The organism is Allobosea sp. 05T439 (assembly GCF_056396005.1).
In genome coordinates this window covers 185,819-210,573 of sequence record NZ_JBFTKP010000004.1, presented here as the reverse complement: position 1 = coordinate 210,573, position 24,755 = coordinate 185,819, and the positions used below count along the sequence as shown (strand labels likewise).

The 24,755-nt window shown below is 65.4% G+C and carries 22 protein-coding genes and 1 tRNA gene; 16 read left to right on the top strand and 7 right to left on the bottom strand.

All coding sequences use genetic code 11. From position 1 onward, the window contains the following. Positions 1 to 12: 12 nt before the first annotated feature. Together AC1DIO_RS06540 and guaB are read right to left on the bottom strand one after the other, a co-directional pair. Positions 13 to 423: an MAPEG family protein gene (locus AC1DIO_RS06540; protein WP_441505946.1), complete on the bottom strand. Its 411-nt coding sequence runs from the start codon at positions 421 to 423 to the stop codon at positions 13 to 15. Positions 424 to 657: 234 nt separating this feature from the next. Further along, positions 658 to 2,151: an IMP dehydrogenase gene (gene guaB, locus AC1DIO_RS06535; RefSeq protein ID WP_476853267.1), complete on the bottom strand. Its 1,494-nt coding sequence runs from the start codon at positions 2,149 to 2,151 to the stop codon at positions 658 to 660. A gap of 275 nt (positions 2,152 to 2,426) precedes the next feature. Between guaB and AC1DIO_RS06530 the strand changes: the two genes are divergently transcribed. Continuing rightward, complete coding sequence (locus AC1DIO_RS06530; RefSeq protein ID WP_441505945.1) at positions 2,427 to 3,866, top strand: MFS transporter; 1,440 nt, start codon at positions 2,427 to 2,429, stop codon at positions 3,864 to 3,866. A gap of 87 nt (positions 3,867 to 3,953) precedes the next feature. Here the strand turns inward: AC1DIO_RS06530 and AC1DIO_RS06525 are convergent, their stop codons facing one another. Then, the gene (locus AC1DIO_RS06525) at positions 3,954 to 4,670 is read right to left on the bottom strand and encodes an RlmE family RNA methyltransferase (RefSeq protein WP_113515802.1); all 717 of its coding nucleotides are present in this window, start codon (positions 4,668 to 4,670) and stop codon (positions 3,954 to 3,956) included. Between the two features lie 65 nt (positions 4,671 to 4,735). Beyond that, positions 4,736 to 5,860 carry a Ppx/GppA phosphatase family protein gene (locus AC1DIO_RS06520; protein ID WP_476853266.1) on the bottom strand — a complete coding sequence of 375 codons (1,125 nt, stop codon included), beginning with the start codon at positions 5,858 to 5,860 and terminating at the stop codon, positions 4,736 to 4,738. 206 nt (positions 5,861 to 6,066) lie between these two features. Between AC1DIO_RS06520 and glpK the strand changes: the two genes are divergently transcribed. The 3 genes from glpK to AC1DIO_RS06505 all read left to right on the top strand — a co-directional run bounded on the left by glpK (position 6,067) and on the right by AC1DIO_RS06505 (position 8,828). Then, positions 6,067 to 7,569, top strand: a complete 1,503-nt coding sequence (gene glpK, locus AC1DIO_RS06515; RefSeq protein ID WP_441505943.1) for a glycerol kinase GlpK — start codon at positions 6,067 to 6,069, stop codon at positions 7,567 to 7,569. Positions 7,570 to 7,673: 104 nt separating this feature from the next. Beyond that, positions 7,674 to 7,747: transfer RNA gene (locus AC1DIO_RS06510), tRNA-Gln, on the top strand. Positions 7,748 to 7,928: 181 nt separating this feature from the next. Then, complete coding sequence (locus AC1DIO_RS06505) at positions 7,929 to 8,828, top strand: HNH endonuclease (protein ID WP_476853265.1); 900 nt, start codon at positions 7,929 to 7,931, stop codon at positions 8,826 to 8,828. 156 nt (positions 8,829 to 8,984) lie between these two features. Here the strand turns inward: AC1DIO_RS06505 and AC1DIO_RS06500 are convergent, their stop codons facing one another. After that, the gene (locus tag AC1DIO_RS06500; RefSeq protein ID WP_441505941.1) at positions 8,985 to 9,563 is read right to left on the bottom strand and encodes a cupin domain-containing protein; all 579 of its coding nucleotides are present in this window, start codon (positions 9,561 to 9,563) and stop codon (positions 8,985 to 8,987) included. Between the two features lie 358 nt (positions 9,564 to 9,921). Between AC1DIO_RS06500 and AC1DIO_RS06495 the strand changes: the two genes are divergently transcribed. The 7 genes from AC1DIO_RS06495 to AC1DIO_RS06465 all read left to right on the top strand — a co-directional run bounded on the left by AC1DIO_RS06495 (position 9,922) and on the right by AC1DIO_RS06465 (position 18,658). Beyond that, positions 9,922 to 11,544, top strand: coding sequence for an amidohydrolase (locus AC1DIO_RS06495; protein ID WP_476853264.1), 1,623 nt, complete (start codon positions 9,922 to 9,924; stop codon positions 11,542 to 11,544). A gap of 12 nt (positions 11,545 to 11,556) precedes the next feature. Then, the gene (locus AC1DIO_RS06490; protein ID WP_476853263.1) at positions 11,557 to 12,498 is read left to right on the top strand and encodes an ABC transporter permease; all 942 of its coding nucleotides are present in this window, start codon (positions 11,557 to 11,559) and stop codon (positions 12,496 to 12,498) included. Continuing rightward, a complete protein-coding gene (locus tag AC1DIO_RS06485; RefSeq protein ID WP_441489746.1) occupies positions 12,498 to 13,406 on the top strand; it encodes an ABC transporter permease in 909 nt (302 codons plus the stop codon). Before AC1DIO_RS06490 ends, AC1DIO_RS06485 begins: the two co-directional genes overlap by 1 nt. Before the next feature lie 27 nt (positions 13,407 to 13,433). Continuing rightward, entirely contained in the window at positions 13,434 to 15,023 is a 1,590-nt protein-coding gene (locus tag AC1DIO_RS06480; RefSeq protein WP_476853262.1) for an ABC transporter substrate-binding protein, read from the top strand. 118 nt (positions 15,024 to 15,141) lie between these two features. Beyond that, a complete protein-coding gene (locus AC1DIO_RS06475) occupies positions 15,142 to 16,602 on the top strand; it encodes an amidohydrolase family protein (protein ID WP_476853261.1) in 1,461 nt (486 codons plus the stop codon). Next, positions 16,599 to 17,591 carry an ABC transporter ATP-binding protein gene (locus tag AC1DIO_RS06470; RefSeq protein ID WP_441489749.1) on the top strand — a complete coding sequence of 331 codons (993 nt, stop codon included), beginning with the start codon at positions 16,599 to 16,601 and terminating at the stop codon, positions 17,589 to 17,591. Before AC1DIO_RS06475 ends, AC1DIO_RS06470 begins: the two co-directional genes overlap by 4 nt. Next, on the top strand, positions 17,588 to 18,658 hold the full coding sequence (locus tag AC1DIO_RS06465; RefSeq protein ID WP_476853260.1) for an ABC transporter ATP-binding protein: 1,071 nt from the start codon (positions 17,588 to 17,590) through the stop codon (positions 18,656 to 18,658). The genes AC1DIO_RS06470 and AC1DIO_RS06465 overlap by 4 nt, the downstream gene beginning before the upstream one ends. 54 nt (positions 18,659 to 18,712) lie before the next feature. On the opposite strand, the gene AC1DIO_RS06460 is transcribed toward AC1DIO_RS06465, so the two are convergent. Next, positions 18,713 to 19,729 (bottom strand): 2Fe-2S iron-sulfur cluster-binding protein, encoded by a 1,017-nt coding sequence (locus AC1DIO_RS06460; RefSeq protein ID WP_441505939.1) that lies wholly within the window; start codon positions 19,727 to 19,729, stop codon positions 18,713 to 18,715. Next, positions 19,726 to 19,905, bottom strand: coding sequence for a hypothetical protein (locus tag AC1DIO_RS06455; protein WP_476776238.1), 180 nt, complete (start codon positions 19,903 to 19,905; stop codon positions 19,726 to 19,728). Before AC1DIO_RS06455 ends, AC1DIO_RS06460 begins: the two co-directional genes overlap by 4 nt. Before the next feature lie 163 nt (positions 19,906 to 20,068). Here AC1DIO_RS06455 and AC1DIO_RS06450 point away from each other — a divergent pair, with 163 nt between their 5' ends. From AC1DIO_RS06450 to AC1DIO_RS06430, 5 genes are all read left to right on the top strand, one after another. Beyond that, positions 20,069 to 20,329 carry a heavy-metal-associated domain-containing protein gene (locus AC1DIO_RS06450; RefSeq protein WP_476776237.1) on the top strand — a complete coding sequence of 87 codons (261 nt, stop codon included), beginning with the start codon at positions 20,069 to 20,071 and terminating at the stop codon, positions 20,327 to 20,329. A gap of 330 nt (positions 20,330 to 20,659) precedes the next feature. Continuing rightward, entirely contained in the window at positions 20,660 to 21,385 is a 726-nt protein-coding gene (locus AC1DIO_RS06445) for a cupin domain-containing protein (protein ID WP_441505934.1), read from the top strand. A 43-nt stretch (positions 21,386 to 21,428) separates the two neighbouring features. Then, positions 21,429 to 22,289, top strand: a complete 861-nt coding sequence (locus AC1DIO_RS06440) for a GNAT family N-acetyltransferase (RefSeq protein ID WP_441505933.1) — start codon at positions 21,429 to 21,431, stop codon at positions 22,287 to 22,289. 21 nt (positions 22,290 to 22,310) lie between these two features. Continuing rightward, positions 22,311 to 23,237, top strand: a complete 927-nt coding sequence (locus AC1DIO_RS06435; protein WP_441505932.1) for a 2-hydroxyacid dehydrogenase — start codon at positions 22,311 to 22,313, stop codon at positions 23,235 to 23,237. A 20-nt stretch (positions 23,238 to 23,257) separates the two neighbouring features. Beyond that, positions 23,258 to 24,721, top strand: coding sequence for an NAD-dependent succinate-semialdehyde dehydrogenase (locus AC1DIO_RS06430; protein ID WP_441506010.1), 1,464 nt, complete (start codon positions 23,258 to 23,260; stop codon positions 24,719 to 24,721). The last annotated feature ends 34 nt before the right edge of the window (positions 24,722 to 24,755 follow it).

Below are 24,755 nucleotides of genomic sequence, written 5' to 3'. Positions count from 1 at the left end.
CGCACGAGCATGTCAAAGTACCGTAACGACAATGCCGACCGTCATGCAGAACAGGCAGGCGACGCCCAGAGCAAACACAGCCGCGCGCACTGGGACCCGGTTGGACCCGGTATGGATCAAGGTGTGCACGATGCGCGTCAGCACGAAGGCCCAGGCAAGGGCAACAATCACCGTGCCGGTCGCGCCGACCTCCATGGCGAGCATGATCAGCGCGAAGAAAATGACCGGCGTCTCGAACTGATTGGCATAGTTCGCAGCGGCGAGGCGGGCACGCTCCGGATAGCGCTCGGTCGAGACCGCGATATCGGCCATCCCGACCTCCTTGTTCCGGAAGGCGACACGACGGCGCTGGAACAGGATGCCGAGCACGACGAAGGTCCACAGGATCTGAGCCAGGGCGGGGTAGACCAATTGGATCGTCATGGGCGGCTCGCCTCTCGCTGTTCATGCAAAGGAAAACCCTCACCCCGGGAGGTTGCCGGCAGATCACGCTGCGTTTGGACGAAATCGTCCAAACGCAGAAAACGTGATCGATTCTCATAGTTTAGAGCATGCTCAGTGCGAAAACCGTTGCCACTTTTTCGCAGCATGCTCTTGGGGCAATTTCGCGGTATGAGGGCCAATCGGCGTCACGATGGTATCGGCGAGGCCTGGGCCTCAGGATCGCGTCGGGTAGTTCGGGCTTTCGCGCACGATGGTGACATCGTGGACATGGCTCTCGCGCAGGCCGGCACTGGTGATGCGGATAAACCGGGCCTTGGACTGGTAGTCGGCAAGATCGCGCCCGCCGACATAGCCCATCGCAGCCCGCAAGCCGCCCGCGAGCTGGTGCAGCACGCCGGAGACCGGCCCCTTATAGGCGACCTGACCCTCGATGCCTTCCGGCACCAGCTTCAGGGCATCCTTGATGTCCTGCTGGAAGTAGCGGTCGGCCGAGCCGCGCGCCATCGCGCCGACCGAGCCCATGCCGCGATAGGATTTGTAGGAGCGCCCCTGGTAGAGGAAGGTTTCGCCCGGCGTTTCGTCTGTGCCGGCAAGCAGCGAGCCGACCATGGCGCAGGAGGCGCCGGCGGCCAGCGCCTTGGCGAGGTCGCCGGAATATTTGATGCCGCCATCGGCGATGACCGGAATGCCCGCCTTGCTCGCCGCCGAGGCTGCGTCCATCACCGCGGTGAGCTGCGGCACGCCGACGCCCGCGACGATGCGGGTGGTGCAGATCGAGCCCGGCCCGATGCCGACCTTGATCGCGTCGGCGCCGGCATCGATGAGAGCCTGCGCACCGGACGCGGTGGCAACGTTGCCGGCAATGATCTGAACGGTATTGGAGAGTTTCTTCACCCGGGTGACCGCTTCCAGCACCTTGGCGGAATGGCCATGGGCGGTGTCGACGACGATGATGTCGACACCGGCGTCGATCAGCAGCTMGGAGCGCTCGAAGCCGAGATCGCCGGTCGTAGTCGCCGCTGCAACCAGGAGACGACCCTGCGCGTCCTTGGCGGCATGCGGGTGGGCGACCTGCTTCTCCATGTCCTTGACGGTGATCAGGCCGATGCAGCGGAAATGATCATCGACGACCAGCAGCTTCTCGATGCGGAACTGGTGGAGCAGGCGGCGTGCCTCCTCCTGGGTCACGCCTTCGCGCACCGTGATCAGGCGATCCTTGGTCATGATCTCGGCGACGGGCTGCTCGGGGCGGTCGGCGAAGCGGACATCGCGGTTGGTCAGGATGCCGACGAGCTTGCCCTTGTGTCCCTGCGGGCCGCGCTCGACCACGGGGATGCCCGAGATCGAATGGTGCCGCATCAGAGCAAGCGCGTCGCCCAGTGTCTCGTCCGGGAAGATCGTGATCGGGTTGGCGACCATGCCCGATTCGAATTTCTTGACGAGCCGCACCTGCGCGGCCTGCTGGTCGGCCTCCAGATTGCGGTGGACGACGCCGAGGCCGCCGGCCTGCGCCATGGCAATCGCCATCCTGGCCTCGGTCACCGTGTCCATCGCCGAGGCGATGATCGGCAGGTTGAGCGAGATCGTCTTGGTGAGCTTGGTCGAGATATTGACGTCGGCCGGCATCACTTCGGACGGCCCCGGCTCGAGCAGGACGTCGTCGAAGGTCAGGCCGTCGCGGATGAGGGTGTCACTGATGCTTGCCATCGCCAACTCCAAGCCCATGCGGGGCATTTCAGGGTKGGCGACAACATGCGCCCGCTACCGAGTTGACGAGGCCCGATATCATGCGTGCGGCATCGCCGCTAGTGGCCTCAGCCGAAATTGAGGCGGATTATGCTGCGCTGCGATAACGCGACTCATGCGACAGGCGCAGAGCGTCTCTTCGCGATCCAGGCAAAATGGCCGTGTTCATGCCACATCCGGCGTGGCAAAGAACAAAACTCTCCGATCCCGGCTCCGGGCCGCAAGGTTCCTTATCCGTGCAACGCGCCAAACTCCTGCCCCTGATCGTCGCCTGCGCGCTGTTCATGGAGAACACCGACTCCACCGTGATTGCGACCTCGCTGCCGGTGATCGCGCAATCGCTGGGCGAGGACCCGATCGCGCTCAAGCTGGCGCTGACCTCCTATCTCGTCAGCCTCGCGGTTTTCATCCCGATCTCGGGCTGGATGGCCGATCGCTACGGCGCCCGCACGATTTTCCGCACGGCGCTCGGCGTCTTCATGCTTGGCTCGATCCTGTGTGCGATCTCGAATTCGCTCGGGGCTTTCGTCGGCGCGCGCTTCGTTCAGGGCATGGGCGGTGCCATGATGGTGCCCGTCGGTCGGCTGGTGATCCTGCGCAGCGTCGAGAAATCGCAGCTCGTCAGTGCGCTGGCCTATCTGACCGTGCCGGCCCTGGTCGGGCCGGTGGTCGGGCCGCCGCTGGGTGGCTTCATCACCACCTATTTCGACTGGCGCTGGATCTTCTTCATCAATATCCCGATCGGGCTGATCGGCATCGTTCTGGCGAGCCGCTTCTTCGAGGATGTCCGCGAGGAGGACGTTGCGCCGCTCGATCTCCGGGGCTTCATGCTGTCGGCCTTCGGCTTCGCGGCGCTGATGCTGGGGCTTGCGACCGGCGGCCGGCATCTGGTGCCGATCGAAGCCTCGATCGGCTTCGTGATCGCGGGCCTGGCCTCGCTGATGACCTATCTCTGGCATGCGCGCCGAACGGCCTATCCGGTCCTGAATCTCTCGCTCTTCAAGATCCCGACCTACCGGATCGGCGTGCTCGGCGGCTCGATCTTCCGGGTCGGCATCGGGGCGATCCCCTTCCTGCTGCCGCTGATGCTTCAGCTCGGCTTTGGCTATGACGCGCTGCATTCCGGCCTGATCACGTTTGCGTCCGCCGCCGGCGCCATGATCATGAAGACGCTGGCCAAGACGATCCTGGCGCGGTTCGGCTTCCGCCATGTCCTGATCTTCAATGCGCTGATCGGATCGGCCTTCCTGTCAGCATCCGGGCTGTTCACGCCGACGACACCGCAATGGCTGATGCTCAGCGTGCTGCTGATCGGTGGGTGCTTCCGCTCGCTGCAATTCACCGGCATCAATGCGCTGAGCTATGCCGATGTCTCGAACCGGGACATGTCGAGCGCGACCAGCCTCTCCAGCGTGGCGCAGCAATTGTCGCTCAGCCTCGGGATCACGATCGGCGCATTCGCACTGGAGGCGGCGAACATGCTGAACGGCGGCAAGGCGCTGGGTGCGCATGATTTCTGGCCGGCCTTCGTGCTGGTCGGGCTGATTTCGGCCTCGTCGGCCCTCTGGATGACGCGGCTTGCCCCCGATGCCGGCGCCGAGGTTTCCGGTCACGCACCGCTCAGCGCGCGCAAGGCAACGGCCCAGGCAATCGAGGATCAGAAGCCGCTGGACTGAAGGGCTGGCCGGCAACTCCAGCGCTCAGGCGAGGGGGTAAGCAGGGGGCGCCGTCTAGACCTCCCCCTGGCGCGTTCGGAAGGCAGATCAGCCCTCTGTGTCCGCTGCCGGCTGTTCCTTGCGACGATAGCCGGTCGCCAGCACGTAGAGTTCCGAGGAATCCGCCCGGCTCGCTGCCGGCTTGACGTTGCGCACGGTGGTGAAGTCGCGCTTGAGCATGGCGAGCAGCTCGGCGCTTTCGCCGCCCTGGAACAGCTTTGCCAGGAAGAAGCCGCCGGGAGCCAGAATCGAATAGGCGAATTCCAGCGCGGCCTCGGCCAGCGCGATGATCTTGAGATGGTCGGTCTTCTTGTGGCCGGTGGTGTTGGCCGCCATGTCCGACATCACGCCATCGGCCCGGCCGCCGAGCCGCTCGGTCAGCAGGGCAGGGGCCTCGTCGGCCATGAAATCCATCTCGATGAGATCGACGCCGGGGATCGGATCGACGTGCAGCAGGTCGATGCCGACGATCGCGCCCTTGCCCCGCTCGAGCCCGATGCGCTGCGCCGCGACCTGGCACCAGCCGCCTGGCGCGCAGCCGAGGTCGATCAGCTTCTGGCCGGTCTTCAGGAACTTGTAGCGGTCGTCCATCTCCTCGAGCTTGAACGCCGCGCGCGAACGAAAACCGCGCTCCTTCGCCCGCTTGACATAGGGGTCGTTGAGCTGGCGTTCGAGCCAGAGCTGCGAGGAATGCTTGAGCTTGCCGGCCTTCTTCACCTTGACCCGCATATCGCGGGCGCCGGTGCCGCCTTTGGTGGTGCTCATTGCTGGGTGGTGCTCATCTCTTGGTGGTGCTCATGGCTACGGGGCTTCCTTCCCGTGGACTTACGTCATGCCTGCCTGCGGCGCCACCAGGCGCGATCTTCATGCATCATCCGGAGCAGGATGCCCTCGCGCAGGCCGCGGTCGGCGATGCGCACTTTCCGGCTCGGGAAGGCGCGCCTGATCGCCTCGAAGATCGCACAGCCGGCAAGCACGAGATCGGCCCGCTMGCGGCCGATGCAGGCATTGGCCGAGCGGGCGGCATAGTCCATATCGACCAGCCGGTCGATGACGGCGAGGATATCCGTCTCGTCCATCCACAGCCCGTCGACCAGACGCCGGTCATAGCGCGGCAGGCCGAGATGGATGCCGGCGACGGTGGTGACGGTGCCCGACGTGCCAAGCAGATGGAAACCGGCGGCGTCCTTTGCCGCCGCAGCGCGCGTCGCGAATGGCTTCAAGGCAGCGCTGCAATCATCGACCATGCGCTCGAATTTTTCACGCCCGACATCGACGCCGCCATAGCGCTCGGCGACAGAGACGACGCCCATCGGCAGCGAGGCCCATTCGCGGATGCGACCCGCCGGGTCGCGCGCCTGCGAGCGCCCGCCCATCCAGACGATCTCGGTCGAGCCGCCGCCGATATCGAAGACGATCACGCCTTCCGCCGTGGGATGGGCCAGCGCAGCGCAACCGGTGACGGCCAGGGACGCCTCGGTCCGCTGGTCGACGATCTCAAGCTCGAGATCGGCTTCCGCAGCGACCCGGCGGACGAAGTCGAGCCCGTTGGTGGCGGCCCGGCAGGCCTCGGTCGTGACCAGGCGCGCGCGGCTGACGCCGCGATGGGTCATTTTGCTCTTGCAGATCTTCAGGGCTTCGACCGCCCGGTCCATCGCCGCATCGGCAAGCCGCCCGCTCGCTGTAAGCCCTTCGCCCAGGCGAACGATGCGGGAAAAGGCATCGACGACGCGAAAGCCATGTTGGGCCGGGCGGGCGATCAGCAGCCGGCAATTATTGGTGCCGAGATCGAGCGCGGCATAGGTCGCGACCGGATGGCGCGAGGGCGCGTAATAGGTTTGCGTGACGGGGGCAGGGCCGAGGGGAGACGAGCCGATCGGGCGCGGATCGGCGCCATCAACCCCTGGGGATACCGCGAGCGCGATATCCCGATCCTGGCGGTCCTCGACCGTCACCGTGTTTTGACCCCTCGTCGGCCGCGGTTTGCACGCTCCGGCCGCTTGCTTCGGGTGAAGCGTAACAAGAGCCTGATGAAGATGCCAAGCGGAACCTGTGCGCTGTTCATTTGTCGGTGGAGTGCTTGCCTGCGGCGACACGCTTCGGCCAAGTTCGGGGCAAGCCCGGATCGGACGGGCCGCCACTGGGAAGGACCACTGCTGCCATGGCCGGAGCACGCTATATTCTCGCGATCGATCAGGGGACGACCTCGTCGCGCGCGATTTTGTTCGATGGTGCGCTCAGGGCTGTGGCATCGGCGCAGCGCGAGTTCCCACAGCATTTTCCGGCCTCGGGCTGGGTCGAGCATGAGCCCGAGGATCTGTGGGAAAGCGTTCTGGCGACCTGCCGCGAGGCCGTCAGCAAGGGCGGGCTCTCAGCCGCGGACATTGCCGCGATCGGCATCACCAACCAGCGCGAGACGACGCTGATCTGGGACCGCAGGACCGGGCAGGCGATCCACCGCGCCATCGTCTGGCAGGACCGGCGGACGGCGCCGCGTTGCGCCGAGCTCAGCGAGCGAGGCCATGATTCGCTGGTTTCGAGCCGGACGGGCCTGCGAATCGATCCCTATTTCTCGGCGACCAAGATCGCCTGGCTGCTCGACAATGTGCCGGGCGCGCGCCGGCGGGCGGAAGCCGGCGAACTCGCCTTCGGCACGGTCGATTGCTTCCTGCTGTGGCGCCTGACAGGCGGAGCCGTCCACGCAACCGACGCGACCAATGCGGCGCGCACCATGCTGTTCGATATCGGGCGCGGAATCTGGGACGAGGACCTGCTCGCGCTGTTCGACATTCCCCGCTCGTTGCTGCCGGAGGTTCGCGATTGCGCCTGCCTGTTCGGCGAGACGCTGCCCGACCATTTCGGCGCGGCGATCCCCGTACGTGGCATGGCCGGCGACCAGCAGGCGGCGACGATCGGCCAGGCCTGTTTCACGCCCGGTATGGTGAAGTCGACCTATGGCACCGGCTGTTTTGCCCTGCTGAACACCGGTTCGACGCCGGTGGCATCCCAGAACCGGCTGCTCAGCACCATCGCCTATCAGCTCGGCGGCGAGCGCACCTATGCGCTGGAGGGTTCGATCTTCGTCGCGGGGGCGGCTGTGCAATGGCTCCGCGACGGGCTCGGAATCATCGAGACGGCAAGCGAGACCGGGCCGCTTGCCGAAGCGGCCGATCCGACCCAGGCGGTCTACCTGGTGCCGGCTTTCGTCGGGCTCGGTGCGCCGCATTGGGACGCCGAGGCGCGTGGCGCTATTTTCGGGCTCACCCGCAACAGCGGCCCGCGCGAGCTGGCGCGGGCGACGCTGGAAAGCGTCTGTTACCAGACGCTCGATCTGCTCGACGCGATGCGTGCCGACTGGCCGGACGCCGGGCAGGGCGCCGCGGTGCTGCGCGTCGATGGCGGCATGGTCGCGTCCGACTGGACCATGCAGCGGCTCGCCGACATTCTCGCATTACCTGTCGACAGGCCGGAGGTGCTGGAGACGACGGCTTTGGGAGCCGCCTATCTCGCCGGCCTCGATGCAGGGCTGTTGCCGGAGCCGGATCGGTTTGCGGATCTCTGGCGGCTTGAACGGCGCTTTGTCCCCGGAATGGCGAAAAGCCAGCGCGAAAAGCTGGTCATGGGCTGGCGCGACAGCGTGCGGAGGACGCTGAGTACAGGCTGACAGGTGGCCCCGTCGCCTTCATGCACAAGATTGCTCACAATGGGCTTGCCATGCGGGCGCGGGTTGTTTAGACCGCGCCTCACCAACGAAGGCGTTCGCGCCGTTGGGGGATCGTCTAACGGTAGGACCCCAGACTCTGACTCTGGTTGTCTAGGTTCGAATCCTAGTCCCCCAGCCACTTTTCAGTGGCTTTCTTTGAAGATCCAAGAACTCAGCTGTTCAGGTCTGGTTGCCATCCAAAGGGATGTCCGCCCGCTGACCTCCGATGCCTTCATTGAAGGGTACGGCAACACCGCTCTTCGCGCGCCGCTCCCGACAGGAGACTAGCGTCGGGGCGTCACACAGCGCTATCAACGGCCATGGGGTTTGGCGTCTTCATCCACCGATACGATTCGATCTACGATGACAGCCCGGCTGAGAGATATCAGTTCCCGCGGCAATATCTTGGTCGCGTTCAAGCCTGCGTCAGTGACTGGATCGTCTACTACGAGCCGCGCAAAGTGGCGAATACGCGCGGATACTTTGCCATCGCCAAAGTTCAGCAGGTCATTCCCGACCCAGCCGCACACGACATGTTCATCGCGGTGATCGAGCCTAACAGCTATCTCGACTTCGCCAATCCGGTCCCCTTCGCTGACGAGAGCGGTGTCATCGAGCGCGGCGTCCTAAACGACGAGGGCCGGATATCGGGGCGAGCACAAGCCGCAGTGCGGCCGATCTCATCGGCCGACTTCAACCGTGTTCTCGCCCTCGGCCTCGACGATGCGGAGCCACTCCTGCCGCGAAGCGATGACCCGAACGTCGCCGGCGGGCTTGCGGAAGAGCAGGCTCCCTTTGTCTTCGATCAAGCCCGAGAGCGGTTGACGATCGCGCTCTCGCGGATCGTGCGCGATCGAGCATTTCGCCGAACGGTGTTGCGGGCCTATGGTGAGCGCTGTGCGATCACTGGACTCAGGCTGATCAATGGTGGCGGTCGTGCCGAGGTCGCTGCCGCTCATATTCGCCCCGTGGAGGCGAACGGGCCGGACATCGTCAGCAATGGGCTTGCGCTTTCGGGAACGRCGCATTGGATGTTCGATCGCGGGCTKATCAGTCTGTCCGATGACCTGGACATTCTGGTCTCGCGACATGCGAACGACGTCGAAGGCATCCGCGCCTTCGTGAACCGAAGCGGCCGCGCATTTGCGCCCGCGCGGCCCGTTGAGCGTCCGCATCCTCACTTCCTCAATTGGCACCGCGAGACCTGCTTCAAGCAGTAACGAGATTGCCAAGTCGCCCTTCGCCTGCGCGATTGATCAACGCGGCGGCAGCAAAGCGGCCGAGGTCCTTTGATCTCGCGCGCAGAGGCGTTTGAAAACGACCATCGACGATCCTGGGTCCTCCTCCGGCGAGGCGCCGCCAATCGCGCCCAGGCCTCAAAGATAGGGCGGCGTGCAGGCGCTCACGACCTCGCATCGCGTCGCGCCGATATTGCGAAAGCGATGGGGGGTGCGGCTGTCGAAGAGATACGCATCGCCGGGGCCAAGGATCTTGATCTGTTCGCCGACGGTGATCTCGAGCTCTCCCGACAGGACCACCCCGCCTTCATGGGAATCGTGCTTCAGCATGGTCACGCCGGTATCGGCGCCGGGCTCGTAGGATTCATGCAGGATCTGCAGGTTATGCGCCTTGGCGTCGCCGACCTGTCGGAACGACATGCGGCCCTCGCCGCTGCCGCCGCTGACCTGATGCAGGCGCGATGTCAGGTCGAGAAGGTCGTCCGCCTCGAAGAACACCTTGCCTCGCGGCACGCGCTCTTCGTCAAAGAAATTCACCATCGACATCGGGATGCCGTCGAGAATCTTGCGTAAGGACGCGACCGAGGGACTGTTCCGATTCTGCTCGATCAGCGAGATCAGGCTGTGCGTCACGCCCGAGCGAGCTGCCAATTCACGTTGCGAAAGCCCGGCAGACGCCCTGATTTCCTTCAATCTTCCACCCACATCAAAACTCATGACCGGTCTCCGCCCGTCTTCGTTCCATCACGCAATGCCTGCAACCTGATCCGCACAGCCTGCAGCGCTTGCCTGCTCAGCGCCCCTTGCGCTGTTAAATATTCTGAGCAATGCTAGCCCCAATCCAATAAGAAAATGACTCCGAGGAAATATCAAGGATGGAAGAGTTTCTGCGGCTCGAGACGGCTGCCTAGAGCATATTCCATTATCTGACAGAGCTGAACGTCGTGGATTTAGTGCGCTAAATCTGCGTTACGCTACGCGTTTGCTTGCGTCTGGCAAGTTGCGCGCGCAGCGGTGTCAATCATTACAATGCAGCAGTGAGCGTAAGGTTATGTTTCAAGCGGACACCGTCTTGTTGAACGGCCGCATCTTCTGCGGTCTGGCCGAGGGTTTCGTCGAGGCCTTGGCGGTCAGGGACGGCACAGTCCTCGCGGCAGGTTCGGCTGAGGAGATCTCGAGCCTGCGGGGGGCGGGCACGCGTGTCATCGATCTGGCCGGTCGCGTTGCGATTCCCGGCCTCAACGATGCGCATATGCATCTGCTGCCGCTCGGCGTCAGCATGAACGAAATCAATCTGCGGCCGGAAGAGGGCGTACGCAGCATCGACGAGGTCCTGCGCCGCGTTGCGGCGGTGGCCAGGACGAAGAAGCCAGGCGAGTGGGTGCTCGGGCGCGGCTATGATCACAATKAACTGGCCGAGGGCCGCCATCCCACCGCCGACGAGCTCGATCAGGTGGCGCCCGACAATCCGGTCTATATCAAGCGCACCTGCKGCCATGTCGGCGTCGTCAACAGCCAGGCTATGCGCAAGGCCGGCATCGGCCACAACACGCCGAGCCCCGATGGCGGCTTGATCGAGCGGCGCGACAACAAGCTCACCGGCCTTCTGGCTGAAAGCGCCATGCGCCTGATCGTCGAGGCGATGCCGAAACCCAGCCACGCGGAGCTGACGACGGCCATCGAGCAGGCCGGCCATTACATGCTGTCGCAGGGCTTCACCAGTGTGATGGATGCCGGCGTCGGCATGCTGGCGGGCATGGCGGAGATCGAGGCCTATGAGGAGATGGCCCGCACCAACCGCCTGCCGGTGCGGACCTGGGTCTGCATCTATGGCAATGCCGACGGGATCGGCGATGCCGCGCACGCGGCCAGATACCGCTTTGGGCGGGAGGTCGGTCTCCTGCGCTACGGCGCCATGAAAGTGTTCGGGGACGGAAGCGCCGGCGGTCTGACGGCGGCGATGAGCCAGCCCTATCGCGTCGGCGACCCCGACAATCGCGGCATCTTCATCTATTCCGACAAGGACATGCACGGTTATCTCGCGCATTATCACAGGCTCGGCTACCAGCTCGCGATTCATGCCATCGGCGACGCTGCGATCGAGCAGGTGCTGTCGGGGATCGAGCAGGCGGACAGTGCCGAGCACCCCGTCCTCGGGCGTCGTCACCGTATCGAGCATTGCGGCTTCCTGACCGATGGCCAGCTCGCCCGGATGGCAGCTGCCGGAATCGATCCCGTGCCGCAGCCGGTGTTCATCTACGAGTTCGGCGATCTCTACGTGCATAATCTCGGGCAGGAACGGGCGGATGCCTCCTATCCGATGCGCAAATGGTTCGATGCCGGTGTGCATCCCGCTGCAAGTTCGGATGCGCCGGTCTGTGCCACGGACCCATTCAAGAACCTCTTCACGATGGTCACGCGCCAGACCAAGCGCCACACGGTGATCGGTGCGGCGGAGCGCCTGACGATGGAGGAGGCCGTCCATGCCTATACGGCGATCGGCGCCTATACCCAGTTCGCCGAGGACCGCATGGGACGTCTCGTGCCGGGGCAGCTCGCCGATATCGCGGTTTTGTCGCACGACATCTTCGCGGCTCCGGTCGAGACCGTCGAGATGGATGCGCGCTGCGATCTGACGCTGCTGGGCGGCGAGGTGGTCTATGACCGGCTCGGCCAGTTCGCAGCCGCAGCGCAGTAGGGGGAAGCCGGAATGCTGCGGCACACGCTGCAACGGCTGCTGCTCGCGCTGCCGGTCTTGTTGGGGGTTCTCCTGCTGGGCTTCCTGCTCATGCAGGTGGTTCCGACCGATCCGGCGCAGGTGCGGGCGGGGCCAACCGCCACACAGGACATCGTCGAGGCCATCCGCCGCGATCTCGGGCTCGACCAGCCGCTCTGGAAGCAGTTCCTGATCTATGTCGGGCGGTTGCTGCAGGGCGATCTCGGCGTGTCGATCATCAATAATGTGCCGGTCGTCCAGGAGCTCGGCAACACGATCGGGCCGACGCTCGAGCTGATGGTCGCCTCCCTGATCTGGGCCATTCCGCTGGGCATCGCCATGGGCACGGTCGGCGCCTATTTCCGCGGCTCGATCCTTGATCGCGCCATCATGGCGGTGTCGGTCGCAGGCGTCTCGCTGCCGGTGTTCTTCCTCGGCCTGGCGCTGATCTGGCTGCTCGGCTTCAAGTATCCGCTGCTGCCTTTCACCGGTCGGATGGGGCCGTTCTGGACCTGGGACGGCTTTCTCGCGATCATCCTGCCGGCCATCACGCTGGGCGGCGTCTTCGTCGGCCCCGTCGCGCGCATGACCCGCAGCTCGGTGCTCGACGTGCTGGGAGCGGATCACGTCAGGACGGCCCGCGCCAAGGGGCTGACCGAACGGGCCGTGGTCATGCGGCATGCCCTGCGCAATGCGCTCGTTCCGGTCGTGACGCTGATCGGGCTGCAGATCGGGTTCCTGCTCGGCGGCGCCGTCGTTACCGAAACCGTCTTCAGCTGGCCCGGCATCGGCCGGCTGGCCGTTGGCGCGATCCTGTCGAGCGATCTGCCGATGGCGCAGGGCACGATCATCGTGCTGTCGCTCGGCTTCATCCTGATCAACCTTGCCGTGGACGTGCTTTATGCCGTGCTCGACCMGAGAGTGAGGGGCGCCTGATGAGCTCCATCACGCAGACGCTCGCGAAGGGGCAGGCGGAATCGCTGCCGACGCCAGCGACCGAAGACTTCATCGTCCGCCGCCCGTCGGTGCTGAGAATGCTCGTCAGCGATGTCGGCGCCTGCATCTCGCTGGTGCTCGTGGTGCTGGTGATCGCGGGGGCGATCTTCGCGCCCTGGCTTGCGCCGTCGGACCCCTATGGCGGCGATCTCGCCAATACCCTGAAGGCGCCCGGCGAGATGGGCCTGCTGGGAACGGACGGGCAGGGGCGTGACATGATCACGCGGCTGCTCTTCGGCCTGCGCACCACATTGCTGATGGGGTTCGCTTCCGTCGTCTTCGGCTGTGCGCTCGGTGGCCTCGTCGGCTTCGTTGCGGCCTATTACACGCGGGTGTCGGGCCTGCTCATGCGCCTGATGGACGTGCTTCTGTCCTTTCCGGCCATCCTGTTCGGACTGGCCATCGCAGCCATTTTCGGGCCCGGGCTGACCGCGGTGATCATCGCGCTTTCGATCGCGACCGTGCCTCTCATGGCGCGCGTCGTGCGCGGCTCGGCCATCGTCGTGCTGCAGCAGGACTATATCGAGAGCGCGCGCTCGCTCGGCATGAGCGACGCACGCATCATCTTCAAATATCTGCTGCCGAACTGCCTGTCGGCGATCTTCGTGTTCGTCACGCTACGATTCGGCCAGGTCATCCTGCTCGGCGCGGCCCTGTCGTTCCTCGGCCTTGGCGCGCAGCCGCCAACGGCGGAGCTCGGCGCGATGGCGGCGGACGGCCGCAACTTCCTGTTCTTCGCGCCGCATGTCTCCGTCCTGCCAAGCCTGGTCATCTTCGTGGTCGTGCTGGCCTTCAACGTTCTCGGCGACGCGCTGCGCGATGCTCTCGATCCCAAGCTGCGCAAATAGACGCAGAATTTCCGGAGGTTCCCTCACATGAATAGGCTTACCGCACTGCTTCTCGGCAGCGCCGCCGCTGTTGCGGCCACCGCCGCGCCCGTCTGCGCCCAGCAGAAGGCACCGTTGTCGATCCTGCGCGTCATCGACGCGGATAATTACGATCMGATCCGCTCGACATCGACGGCTGCGGCCGAAGCGCTCTACATGCTGGCCGACACGCTGGTCAGCGTCGATTTCGACATGAAGACGATCAAGCCCGGTCTGGCGGAATCCTGGACGGTCTCTCCGGACGGCGCGACCTACACGTTCAAGCTGCGCACCGATGTGAAGTTCTGCGACGGTCGTCCGATGACAGCCGAGGACGTCGTCTATTCGCTGAAGCGTTGGACCGATCCGGCCAACAAGTCGCCGGTGTCGTTCCGCGGCGGTCAGGTCAAGGACATCCGCGCGGAGGGCGATGCGACCGTCGTCTACGAGCTGAAGGAGCCCTATAGCGACCTGCTCTTCCAGATCGGCCTGTCCTTCGCTTCGGTGGTCGACAAGAACGCGGTCGAGAAACTCGGCGCCAATTTCGGCGTGCAGGGCTTCAACGCGACGGGACCCTATTGCTGGGTGAAGTGGACCCCGCGGCAGGAACTCGTGATGAAGAAGAACCCCCACTACACCTGGGGGCCGCCGATCTACAAGGATCCGAAGCCGCAGATCGACGAGATCGTCTGGAAGATCATTCCTGAGTCGAATACGCTGATGGCGGCGATCCAGGCCAAGCAGGCCGACGTCACCTACTACATGCCGTATATCGCGCTCGATACGATGCAGCGTATGCCCGGCATGCAGGTGCAGCGGCAGGACAACTATATCTACGACATCTTCATGGGCTTCAAGGTCGACAAGCCCATCTCCAGCGAGGGCGTGATCCGCGAGGCGGTCAACATGGCCGTCAACAAGGACGCCATCGCGAAGGCGATCTTCTTCGGCAAGGGCCAGACCCTGCCGGCACTCCTCAATGCGAGCGTCCTCGACTTCGACAAGGACGCAGCCGCCAAGATGCCGAAATATGATCCGGCGGCGGCGGCCAAGCTCCTCGATGCGGCTGGCTGGAAGGCTGGTGCCGACGGCATCCGCGAGAAGGACGGCAAGAAGGCGACCTTCACGGTCTACGGCATCCGCAACGACGTCAATCCGCGGATCACCGAGGCCATGCAGGCCGACCTGCGCAAGGTCGGCATCGACATGAGGATCCAGCTCTGGGATGCGACGGTTGCCTGGGGCAAGCTCGCCACGCAGGAATTCGACGCCTTCGTGATGGCCTATCCCTATGTGACGGCGACCGAGGCCTTGAACCTCTACTTCAACAGCCGCCAGGCGCCGACCCCGAACCGGATGAACTGGAAGGACCCGAAGACCGACGAGATGCTGAAGGCTGCGGCAACGGCCGTCGATGCCGACAGGCGCAAGCAGGCGATTGGCGCCGTCCAGACCCAGCTCACCGAAGCCAATGTCTGGGTGCCGCTCGTCTCGCAGCCGCTCTGGGTTGTCTCGGGCGATCGCGTCGAGGGCGTGCGTGCCCACGGTGTCTATGGCGCAGGACTCTACAAGGGCCTCGACATCAAGCTGAAGCGCTGAGCGCTTCGATGCGGCGCGGGGGAGACCCGCGCCGCATCTCCTGCTCCGGTCGGCCGCGCGGTTCTCGCGCGCGTTCTTCGGCCCGGGCGCCTTCTCTGTTCTCTCTACGGATGATGCCATGACGATCACGGTCATCAGGAATGCGGATGTCGTCGTGGCCTGGGATGCCCAGGCTGCCGGTCACGTCTATCTCTACGGCGCGGATGTTGCCTTCGAGGATGGCAAGATCCTTTTCGTCGGCGAGCGCTATGACGGCCCGGCGGACGAGACCGTGGATGGGCCGGGGCGAATGGTCATGCCCGGCCTCGTCAATATTCACTCGCATCCGTCGAGCGAACCCCTCAACAAGGGCTTCCTGGATGAGCTCGGTTCGCCGGCGCTCTACAATTCCTCGCTTTACGAGTTCATGCCGATCCTGCGTCCGGATGCCGAGGCGGTGCCGGATTGCGTGCGCGTCGCCTATTCCGAGCTGCTGCTCTCCGGCGTGACGACGGTTGCGGATCTGTCGGTGCCGCATCCGGACTGGCTCGACCTCGCGGCGCAGAGCGGCATGCGCGTCTGCCTCGCTCCGATGTTCCGCTCGGCCCGCTGGCATACGCGCAATGGCTATGTCGTCGAATACGAGTGGGACGAGAAGGCCGGTGCCGACGCCATGGCGCACGCCTTCGAGGTTATCGCCAAGGCCGAGGCCCACCCCTCGGGGCGCCTGTTCGGCATGGTATGCCCCGCCCAGATCGACACCTGCAGCGAGGGGCTGATCAAGGAAAGCTATGCTGAGGCCGGCCGACGCGGGCTGCGCTGGCAGATCCATGCGGCGCAGTCGACGGTCGAGTTCCATGAGATCACGCGCCGGCATGGCGTCTCGCCGATCCAGTGGCTCGAGAAGCTCGACGTGCTCGGCTCCACGAGCATCGTCGGTCACGCCATTTTCCTCGACGACTACCCGCGCAACGCCTGGCACAGTCGCCGCGATCTCGATCTCCTGGCCGAGACCGGCACGACGGTCGCCCATTGTCCGACCGTCTTCATGCGGCGGGGCATCGCCTTGCGTGATTTCGGGCGCTATCGGCGCGCCGGCGTGAATATCGGCCTGGGGACGGACACTTATCCCCACAACATGCTCGAGGAAATGCGCAACGCGGCCTATGTCGCGCGCCTGATGGCGGAGAGCCCGCGCACGCTCAGCACGACCGACCTGTTCGAGGCTGCGACGGTCGCTGGCGCCCGTGCGCTGGGGCGCAGCGATATCGGCCGGCTCGCGGTTGACTGCAAGGCGGACCTCGTGCTCGTCGATCTCGCCCATCCCATGATGCAGCCGCGGCGTGATCCCGTTCGCAGCCTGATCTACGCAGCGGCCGAGCGCGCGGTCGATCGCGTCTATGTCGATGGCCGGCTTGTCGTGAACGGTGGCGAGGTCCTCACCATCGATTACCCCGCCGCTGCGAGGCGCCTGCACGAAGCCCAGAAGCGGACCGAAGCGGCCGCTCCGAGGAATGACTGGGCCGGCCGCCCGGTGACGGATTACTCGCCCCTGACCTTTCCCGAAGCCGGGCATCGAACTTCCGGGGCCCGCTCATGAGCCCGGCCACGGCCACACCGATCATCGAGCTGCGCAATCTGACGACGGCCTTTCAGACCCTCAACGGGACGGTGCGGGCGGTCGACGGTATTTCGCTTTCGCTCGAGCGCGGCAAGACGCTCGGTATCGTGGGGGAGAGCGGCTGCGGCAAGAGCATGCTGTCCCTGTCGATCATGGGCCTCGTGCCGCCTCCGGGACGCAATGCCGGCGGCGAAATCCTGTTCGAAGGGCGCGACCTCCTGAAGCTGCCGCCGAGCGAGATGCGCGACATTCGTGGCAACCGCATCGCCATGATCTTCCAGGAGCCGATGACCAGCCTCAACCCGGTGCACACAGTGGGGTATCAGGTCGTCGAGTCCTTGCGCGCGCACCGCAAGGCCTCCGCCCGCGATCTGCGCGACGAGGCCATCGAGGCGCTGCGCAGGGTGCGCATTCCGTCGCCCGAGCGACGCTTCGACGAGTATCCGCATCAGCTGTCGGGTGGCATGCGCCAGCGGGTCATGATCGCCATGGCGCTGACCTGCAAGCCGGCCCTGCTGATCGCGGACGAGCCGACCACGGCGCTGGACGTCACCATCCAGGCCCAGATTCTCAGGCTCCTGCGCGAGTTGCAGGAGGAGACGGGCATGTCGATGATCCTGATCACCCACGACCTCGGTGTCGTCGCCCAGGTCGCCGACGAAGTGGCCGTCATGTATGCCGGCAAAGTGGTCGAGCGGGCCTCGGTCAAGGACGTGTTCCACGATCCGCAGCACCCTTACACGATCGGCCTGATGGGCTCGATGCCACGCATGGACCAGGACGTTGCGCGGCTCATCGCGATTGACGGCGTCGTGCCTCCGCCCTTCCGGTTGCCGCAAGGCTGCCGCTTCAATCCGCGCTGTCCGTTTGCGGATGACGGCTGTCGGGCGGAGATGCCGGTGCTCGGGGAAATCGGCCCGACCCATCTCGTCGCCTGTCGGAAGGCCCCGCTGGAGGAGTTCGTATGACGGTACCGTTGCTCGAACTTGAGGACGTGACCAAGCACTACCCCGTCTTCAAGGGCCTGATCCGGAAGAAGCAGGTCGGTGCGGTCCGTGCCGTGGACGGGGTGAGCCTGCAGATCAATCCAGGCGAAACCCTGGCGATMGTCGGTGAGAGCGGCTGCGGCAAGTCGACCACCGCGCGTCTTGCCATGCGGMTCATCGAGCCCACGGCGGGAAGCGTGCGCTTCGAAGGTCGCGACATCACGCATCTCGACCGAGCGGCCATGCGCAGCATGCGTCGCAATATGCAGATCGTCTTCCAGGACCCCTATGCCAGCCTGAATCCGCGCATGACGGTGGAGGAGCTGATTGCCGAGCCCATGCTGGTCCATGGCGAGGGCACGGCGGCCTCGCGGCGTGCGCGCGTGCTGGAACTACTTCGGAGGGTCGATCTCGCTCCCTATCATGCGGCGCGCTATCCGCACGAGTTCTCGGGTGGCCAGCGTCAGCGCATCGGCATTGCCCGGGCCCTGGCCCTGTCTCCGAAGCTCATCGTCTGCGACGAGCCGGTGTCGGCTCTCGACGTTTCGATCCAGGCACAGGTCGTAAACCTGCTGAAGGACCTTCAGAAGGAATTCGGCCTGGCCTACCTGTTCATCTCCCATGGCCTCGCCGTCGTGAAGCACATGGCCGATCGCGTGGCGGTGATGTATCTCGGGCAGGTCGTCGAACTGGCGAGCAAGCAGGACCTCTACGGTAATCCGCGCCATCCCTACACGCAGGCCCTGCTGTCCGCGGCTCCGGAGCCGGACCCGACCCGGCGCGAGGCGTGGAATGTGCTGGGGGGCGATGTCCCGAGCCCGCTCAATCCGCCAGCGGGCTGCCGATTCCATACGCGCTGCCCCCTCGCGCAGGAGCGCTGMCGCAGTGACGTGCCGAGCCTTCGTGCCGTCGGCGCGGGGCACAGCGCCGCGTGCCATTTTGCCGAGACTGTGCCGACCTTCAGCCACGCGGCTGCGGCCCGGGAGGAATCGCCGAGCCGGCGCAGGCGCCTCGCGCTCTATGAGGCGCACCGTCGTCAGGTGAACTGAGCGAGGCTTGGCGTCTGAGGCGGTCCACGCACACCGATTGTCCTCGTCTTGCCGTCACGCCCGGACCGCGATCTCCGTGCCGTTTGTGCATGCTTGGTCCGCTGCCGTGAAGAAGGCGTCGGCATAGGCGTGAGCCGGGTCAAGTCCGCGGCGCGTCATGGCTGCGACGGCGTCATCAACCAGGCGGGGCGAGCCGGCGACATAGGCTGTCACGCCCTCGAGTTCGGCAAGCGCTTCAAGGCGAGCACCGAGCGGCGGTCCGTCGCTCAGGACAGGGATATAGGTAAAATCGGCGAGCCGGTTGGCGAGGTCAGCGATCGTGGCCTCCTGATAGAGATCATGCTCAGCCCGCGCGGCATTGTAGAGCCGAATCGGCTGTTTCAGGTGCAGACGCGCAGCGCTGTGCAGGATCGACAGGATCGGGGCGAGCCCGGTTCCGCCCGCCACGGCGAGGATTGGCCCGGTCCGCCTTGCGCGCAGATGCGCCGTGCCCATCGGGCCACGCAGCCGGACGGGATCGCCCGCCTGCAACCCGCTCGCGACATGGCCGCTGGTCACACCATTGGCGACATGCCTGATGTGGAACTCGAGGAGCGGCTCGTCCGGGTCGTTCGCCATCGAATAATTGCGCGGCGCGCAGCCTGCGAAATGCAGTTCGGCATATTGGCCGGCCGTGAAGGCGAGCGGCTCTCCCTCCAATTCGACGCGCAGGATCGAGATATCCGGCGTCGGGCGTTGCAGCGAGACGACCCGTCCCGAAACCTCGCGCAGGGGATGTCCGGCCGTGTCGCTGCCAAGCCAGGCGATGCCGCAATCGCTGCGCGGCTGGGCGCGGCAGGCGAGAACGAAGCCGCGCTCCGTGTCTGCCGCGGTGAGCGCGAAGGGCGTGTGGGGAAGCAGCTCGACTTCGCCCGAGAGAAGCCTCGACTTGCAGGCGCCGCAGCGCCCGACCTGGCAGCCATAGGGATAGGCGTACCCGGCAAGCTGGGCCGCTTTCAGGATCGTCATATCCGCCGCGACGGTGATTTCGGTCGCGAGGTTGGCGATGTGGACGGTGTGGTTTGCGGTCATCGAGCGGGTACCTGCTGAGGCACGAGCGGCGCCACCGCAGCGCCGGCCATTGGCGGCGAGAAACGGCGCAGGCGCTGGGCCTTCTCGACGCGGTCGGCCCTGGGCGAGGTGATGTCCCCGACCGCGACCAGGGGCCTCCGCGCTGACCGCCGTTCGGACTGAATGATTACCGTCATCTGCGCCACCTTGATTGGACGAACGCTCAATGCGGTGCGGCTTMCCATAGTGGGAATGTCAAGCGGCCGAGGACCTGTCGTGGGGAGAAAATCCGGGCTTGACCTTGCCATATGGCAAGGGCCGACACTGATTTTGCGCTCATTCCTTCAGGAGAGATTTCCCATGTGCCAAGCTCACCAGTCTCATGACCACGAGATTGCTTCCGCTGCCGTTTCCGGTGTTTCCGTTCGTGTCGAGGATATGACCTGCGGCCATTGCGCCGGCACCATCAAGAGCGCCATCGAGAGTTCGATCCCCGGCGCCAAGGTCAGTGCCAACCCGGAGGCTCGCCTCGTCTCGGTCGAAGGTGCCGATCTTGCCCGGGTTCGCGAGATCATCGCCCAGGCCGGCTATACGCCGGACGCTGCGCCTGCCCACGCCTGAGCACGTGAGGCCGGAAATCCGGCCTCCGCTCGCGTTCGGCAAGGCTCCTTGAAATCGTGACAGCCGCGGCGAATGCCGCGGCCTTTTGCTTGGCCGCGCTGTCTCGAAAAATGACAGGCGCTCAGCAGATCATGCCGTCCCCATCCGGTTCAGGCGCGGGGTGGGGCGGTTGCTGCTGCGCTTGTGTAAGCCGACCTTCCCATTCCCTGGGGGCGTGCGGCCGATACGGGACCGGGCGGAAGCCGGCGCCCGGAAAGATGGTCCAATCCCCATGGCGGCTTTGGCCTTAGCTCTGGAACTGTCGCAAGAAACGTCTGGACGGCTCCACAGATGACATCGCCCGCAATCATAGTGCTTGACCGCGCCAAGGGCGCGCAGCCTGCCATCAGCCACGTCACGACGAGGCTAAGCGCGGCCGACCCATTTGCCGCGGGCCGCGAGATTGCGTGGACCGGCCCCGATTCCATGGCCGCGGGCCGCGCCACGTTCGAGGGGACTTGCGAGAGCGTCTCATTTCCTCACACCGAATTCCTGGTTGTCGTCGCCGGGCTGCTGCGTCTTGCCGAGACCGGTAAGGCCGCCCTGGAGTTGACACCCGGGCGCGGGGCCGTGATCGCGTGCGGCGCCGCGTTGCGGATCGAAGCGATGCCCGGTGCGCGCTTCGTCTTCTGCGCCATGACCGGTGCGACCTCGGCCGCGCCTGGATTGCAGGAAATTCTGGCTGAGGCCGCCCTCTCGCCCTCGGCGGCGCCGCCGGTCGAGGTGCTCATCGGCCCGACGCCGCAATGCCGCAGCTTCAACGCCTTTACCGACGAGGCCTCGCGCTTCCGGGCAGGCACCTGGGATTCGACGCCCTATCACCGCATCTCGCGCCCGCATCGCGTCAATGAGCTGATGCATCTGGTCGCAGGCAGCGTCGATCTCACGGGGGCCGATGGCAGCGTCACACGTGTCGAGCAAGGCGACAGCGTCTTCGTTGTCCGGGAGACGCCCTGCGCATGGGAAAGCCGCGTTCATGTCGCCAAATTCTACGTCGTGCAGGAGGTCCGCGGCTAAGCCCGCGACTGTCCGGCCGATGCCTCTGATCATGGAACCGATGATGTCCGCTACCGCCCCTCAAGAGACGCTGCTTCTGCGCGAGATCTCGACGGCCGACGCACTGGCCTGCCATGCGCTGTCGCGCGCCGTGAACTGGCCGCATCGCGCCGAGGATTGGAAGATGGTGATCGGCCTCGGCCATGGCGTCGTCGCGACGCTCGGCGAGGAGATCGTCGCGACGGCACTGTGGTGGCCCTATGGTGAGAGCCATGCCACGCTCGGCATGATCATTGTTTCGCCMGCCCATCAGGGTGGGGGCATCGGCAAACGGCTGATGCAGGCGCTGTTCGAGCAGGCACAGGGGCGCTCGCTGATGCTCAATGCCACTGCCGCCGGGGAGCCGCTCTATGCGAAGCTGGGCTTCGTTCCCTGCGGTGGGGTGCAGCAACATCAGGGCGATGCGCCGGCGATCGCGGCGCCCGTCCTGCAAGCTGGCATGTCGCTGCGCCTTGGTCGCCCAGCGGATCTGGAAATGCTGGAGCGGATCGACCGGCAGGCCACCGGGCTGGCGCGCAAACCGATGTTGGAGATGCTGCTCGCCTGCGGCGAGTGCATCGTGCTGGAGCGCAGCGGCCAGCCCGTGGGCTTCAGCATCCTGCGCCGCTTCGGTCGCGGCCTGGTGATCGGACCTGTCGTCGCCATGAAGCGCGACGATGCTCAAACCCTGATTGCGCATTGGCTGCATGAACAGCGCGGTCAGTTCCTGCGTGTCGATATCCAGGCGGATTCAGGGCTAGGGGATTGGCTGACGGAATGTGGGCTGAAGCCTGCGGGGCTGGTCACGTCGATGGTGCTTGGCGAGATGCCAGACCAACCGGGGCCGATGCGCCTCTACGCCTTGGCCAACCAGGCACTCGGCTGACTGTCGGAGCAGGCGGACACAATGGCGCTGCTTTACAAATCCGATCCCGCGCGCGGTGCCGAATGGGCCAGACTTCTGGCGGCAAAGGCGCCGGATCTGGCATTCCGCATCTGGCCGGATGTCGGCGATCCCGCAGACATCCGCTATCTCGCTGCCTGGATGCCACCCGACGACATCATGGCGCAGTTTCCTAATCTGGAACTGCTGATCTCGGTCGGGGCCGGTGTCGACCAGTTCGATTTTTCGAAGCTGCCGCCGGAGCTTCCGGTCGTGCGCATGGTCGAACCCGGCATCGTCGACGGCATGGTCGAGTATGTCACGATGTCCGTGCTGGCGCTGCATCGCGACCTCGTGCCGTATATCGCCCAGCAGCGCGACCAGCTCTGGCGTCCGATCAGGGTGTGGCCGGCCTCGACCCGCCGCGTCGGCGTCCTGGGGCTCGGCATGCTAGGGGAGGCCGCGTGTCGCAAGCTCGCAGGTTTCGGCTTCCAGGTCGCGGGGTGGAGCCGCTCGCGCCGCGAGATCGAGGGCGTCACCTGTTATGCCGGCCCGGACGGGATGACCGATTTCCTCAGCCGCACCGATATCCTGGTCTGCCTGCTGCCCCTGACCGACGAGACGCGTGGCGTGCTGAATGCCGAGCTCTTCGCAAAACTGCCGCGCGGGGCGCGGCTGGTGAGTTCCGGACGTGGCGGCCATCTCGACCAGGATGCTCTGCTCGCCGCGCTTGCCAGCGGCCAGCTCTCGGCAGCGGTCCTGGATGTTACCGCGCCCGAACCGCTGCCCGTCGGCCATGTGCTGTGGAGCGACCCGCGCGTGCTGATCACCCCACATATCGCCAGCATGACCCAGCCGGAGACGGCGGTCGACGTCGTGCTCGACAATCTGAGACGTCATTGCGCCGGCGAACCGCTGCTCGGGCTGGTGGACCGCAAGCGCGGTTATTGAGGAGAGGTCAGTCCATGCTCGTGGAACAGCTGAAGGATCCAGGCCTGTTCGTCCAGCGCGCGCTGATCGGTGGCGAGTGGGTCGGGGCGGCGTCGGGCGCGGTGCTGGCAGTGAGCGATCCCGCCGACGGCTCCGAGCTCGGGACGATCCCGGCCTGCGGCGAAGCGGAGACGCAGGCGGCCATCGCTGCCGCGGAAGCTGCCTTCCCGGCGTGGCGCGCGCGCCCCGCAGCCGAGCGTGCTGCCCTGCTGGAGCGCTGGCATGATCTCCTGCTGTCGCATGCCGGTGACCTCGCCCTGATCATGACCGCAGAACAGGGCAAGCCGCTGGCGGAAGCTGAGGGCGAGGTGCGCTATGGCGCTGGCTTCATCAAATGGTTCGCCGAGGAGGCGCGACGCATCTATGGCGGCATCGTGCCGGCTCCGACCACCGACCGGCGCATCCTTGTGCTTAAGGAGCCGGTCGGCGTCTCTGCCGCGATCACGCCGTGGAATTTTCCAAATGCGATGATCACCCGCAAATGTGCGCCGGCACTGGCGGCGGGCTGTACCGTCGTGGTCAAGCCATCGGAGCTGACACCCTATTCGGCCTTGGCGCTCGGTATGCTGGCGGCGCGGGCCGGTATCCCCAAGGGCGTGATCAACATCGTCACCGGCCTGCCCAATGCGATCGGCGAGACGCTGACCGGCAGTGCCGCCGTGCGGAAGCTCTCCTTCACGGGCTCGACGCGGGTCGGTGCGCTGCTGATGCGCCAGTCCTCCGACACGCTGAAGCGGCTCAGCCTCGAGCTTGGCGGCAATGCCCCATTCATCGTCTTCGACGATGCCGATCTCGACATGGCCGTTGCAGGGGCCATCGCCAGCAAGTTCCGCAATGCCGGCCAGACCTGCGTCTGCGCCAATCGCATCCTGGTGCAGGACGGCGTTCACGACGCCTTTGCGGAACGTCTTGCGAGAGCGGTATCGGCAATGCAGATCGGCAATGGTCGCAGGGATGGCGTCAGTATCGGTCCGCTGATCAATGCCGCGGCCGTCGAAAAGGTCCGGGCACATGTCGAGGATGCCTTGGCGCTCGGCGCAAAGCGGGTGGTCGGTGGGGAGGCTGGCCTCGATCCTGCCCGCTTCATTGCGCCGACCGTGCTGACCGGGGCGAATACACGGATGCGCCTTGCCAACGAGGAGACATTCGGCCCGGTCGCGCCGCTGTTCCGGTTCAGGCATGAGGATGAGGCGATCGAGATCGCCAATGGCACGCCCTATGGCCTGGCGGCCTATTTCTACTCCGAGAACCTGCATCGCGCCTGGCGCGTCGGCGAGCGGCTCGAATTCGGTATGGTCGGGCTCAATATCGGCTCCGTCTCGATGGAGGTTGCGCCCTTCGGTGGCATCAAGCAGTCCGGAATTGGGCGCGAAGGCGGCGCAACCGGCATCGAGGAATATCTGGAGACCAAGAGTTTCCATATGGGCGGGCTGAAGCAAGCCTGAGCGGCGGCGCCGCTCAGAGCACCGAAAGCATGAT

Excerpts from the sequence above, each read along its gene's own strand:
- AC1DIO_RS06540 (WP_441505946.1), bottom strand. The coding sequence starts at position 423 with ATGACGATCCAATTGGTCTACCCCGCCCTGGCTCAGATCCTGTGGACC.
- AC1DIO_RS06525 (WP_113515802.1), bottom strand. The coding sequence starts at position 4,670 with ATGAGCACCACCAAAGGCGGCACCGGCGCCCGCGATATGCGGGTCAAG.
- glpK (WP_441505943.1), top strand. The coding sequence starts at position 6,067 with ATGGCCGGAGCACGCTATATTCTCGCGATCGATCAGGGGACGACCTCG.
- AC1DIO_RS06500 (WP_441505941.1), bottom strand. The coding sequence starts at position 9,563 with ATGAGTTTTGATGTGGGTGGAAGATTGAAGGAAATCAGGGCGTCTGCC.
- AC1DIO_RS06485 (WP_441489746.1), top strand. The coding sequence starts at position 12,498 with ATGAGCTCCATCACGCAGACGCTCGCGAAGGGGCAGGCGGAATCGCTG.
- AC1DIO_RS06475 (WP_476853261.1), top strand. The coding sequence starts at position 15,142 with ATGACGATCACGGTCATCAGGAATGCGGATGTCGTCGTGGCCTGGGAT.
- AC1DIO_RS06470 (WP_441489749.1), top strand. The coding sequence starts at position 16,599 with ATGAGCCCGGCCACGGCCACACCGATCATCGAGCTGCGCAATCTGACG.
- AC1DIO_RS06460 (WP_441505939.1), bottom strand. The coding sequence starts at position 19,729 with ATGACCGCAAACCACACCGTCCACATCGCCAACCTCGCGACCGAAATC.
- AC1DIO_RS06455 (WP_476776238.1), bottom strand. The coding sequence starts at position 19,905 with ATGACGGTAATCATTCAGTCCGAACGGCGGTCAGCGCGGAGGCCCCTG.
- AC1DIO_RS06450 (WP_476776237.1), top strand. The coding sequence starts at position 20,069 with ATGTGCCAAGCTCACCAGTCTCATGACCACGAGATTGCTTCCGCTGCC.
- AC1DIO_RS06445 (WP_441505934.1), top strand. The coding sequence starts at position 20,660 with ATGACATCGCCCGCAATCATAGTGCTTGACCGCGCCAAGGGCGCGCAG.
- AC1DIO_RS06435 (WP_441505932.1), top strand. The coding sequence starts at position 22,311 with ATGGCGCTGCTTTACAAATCCGATCCCGCGCGCGGTGCCGAATGGGCC.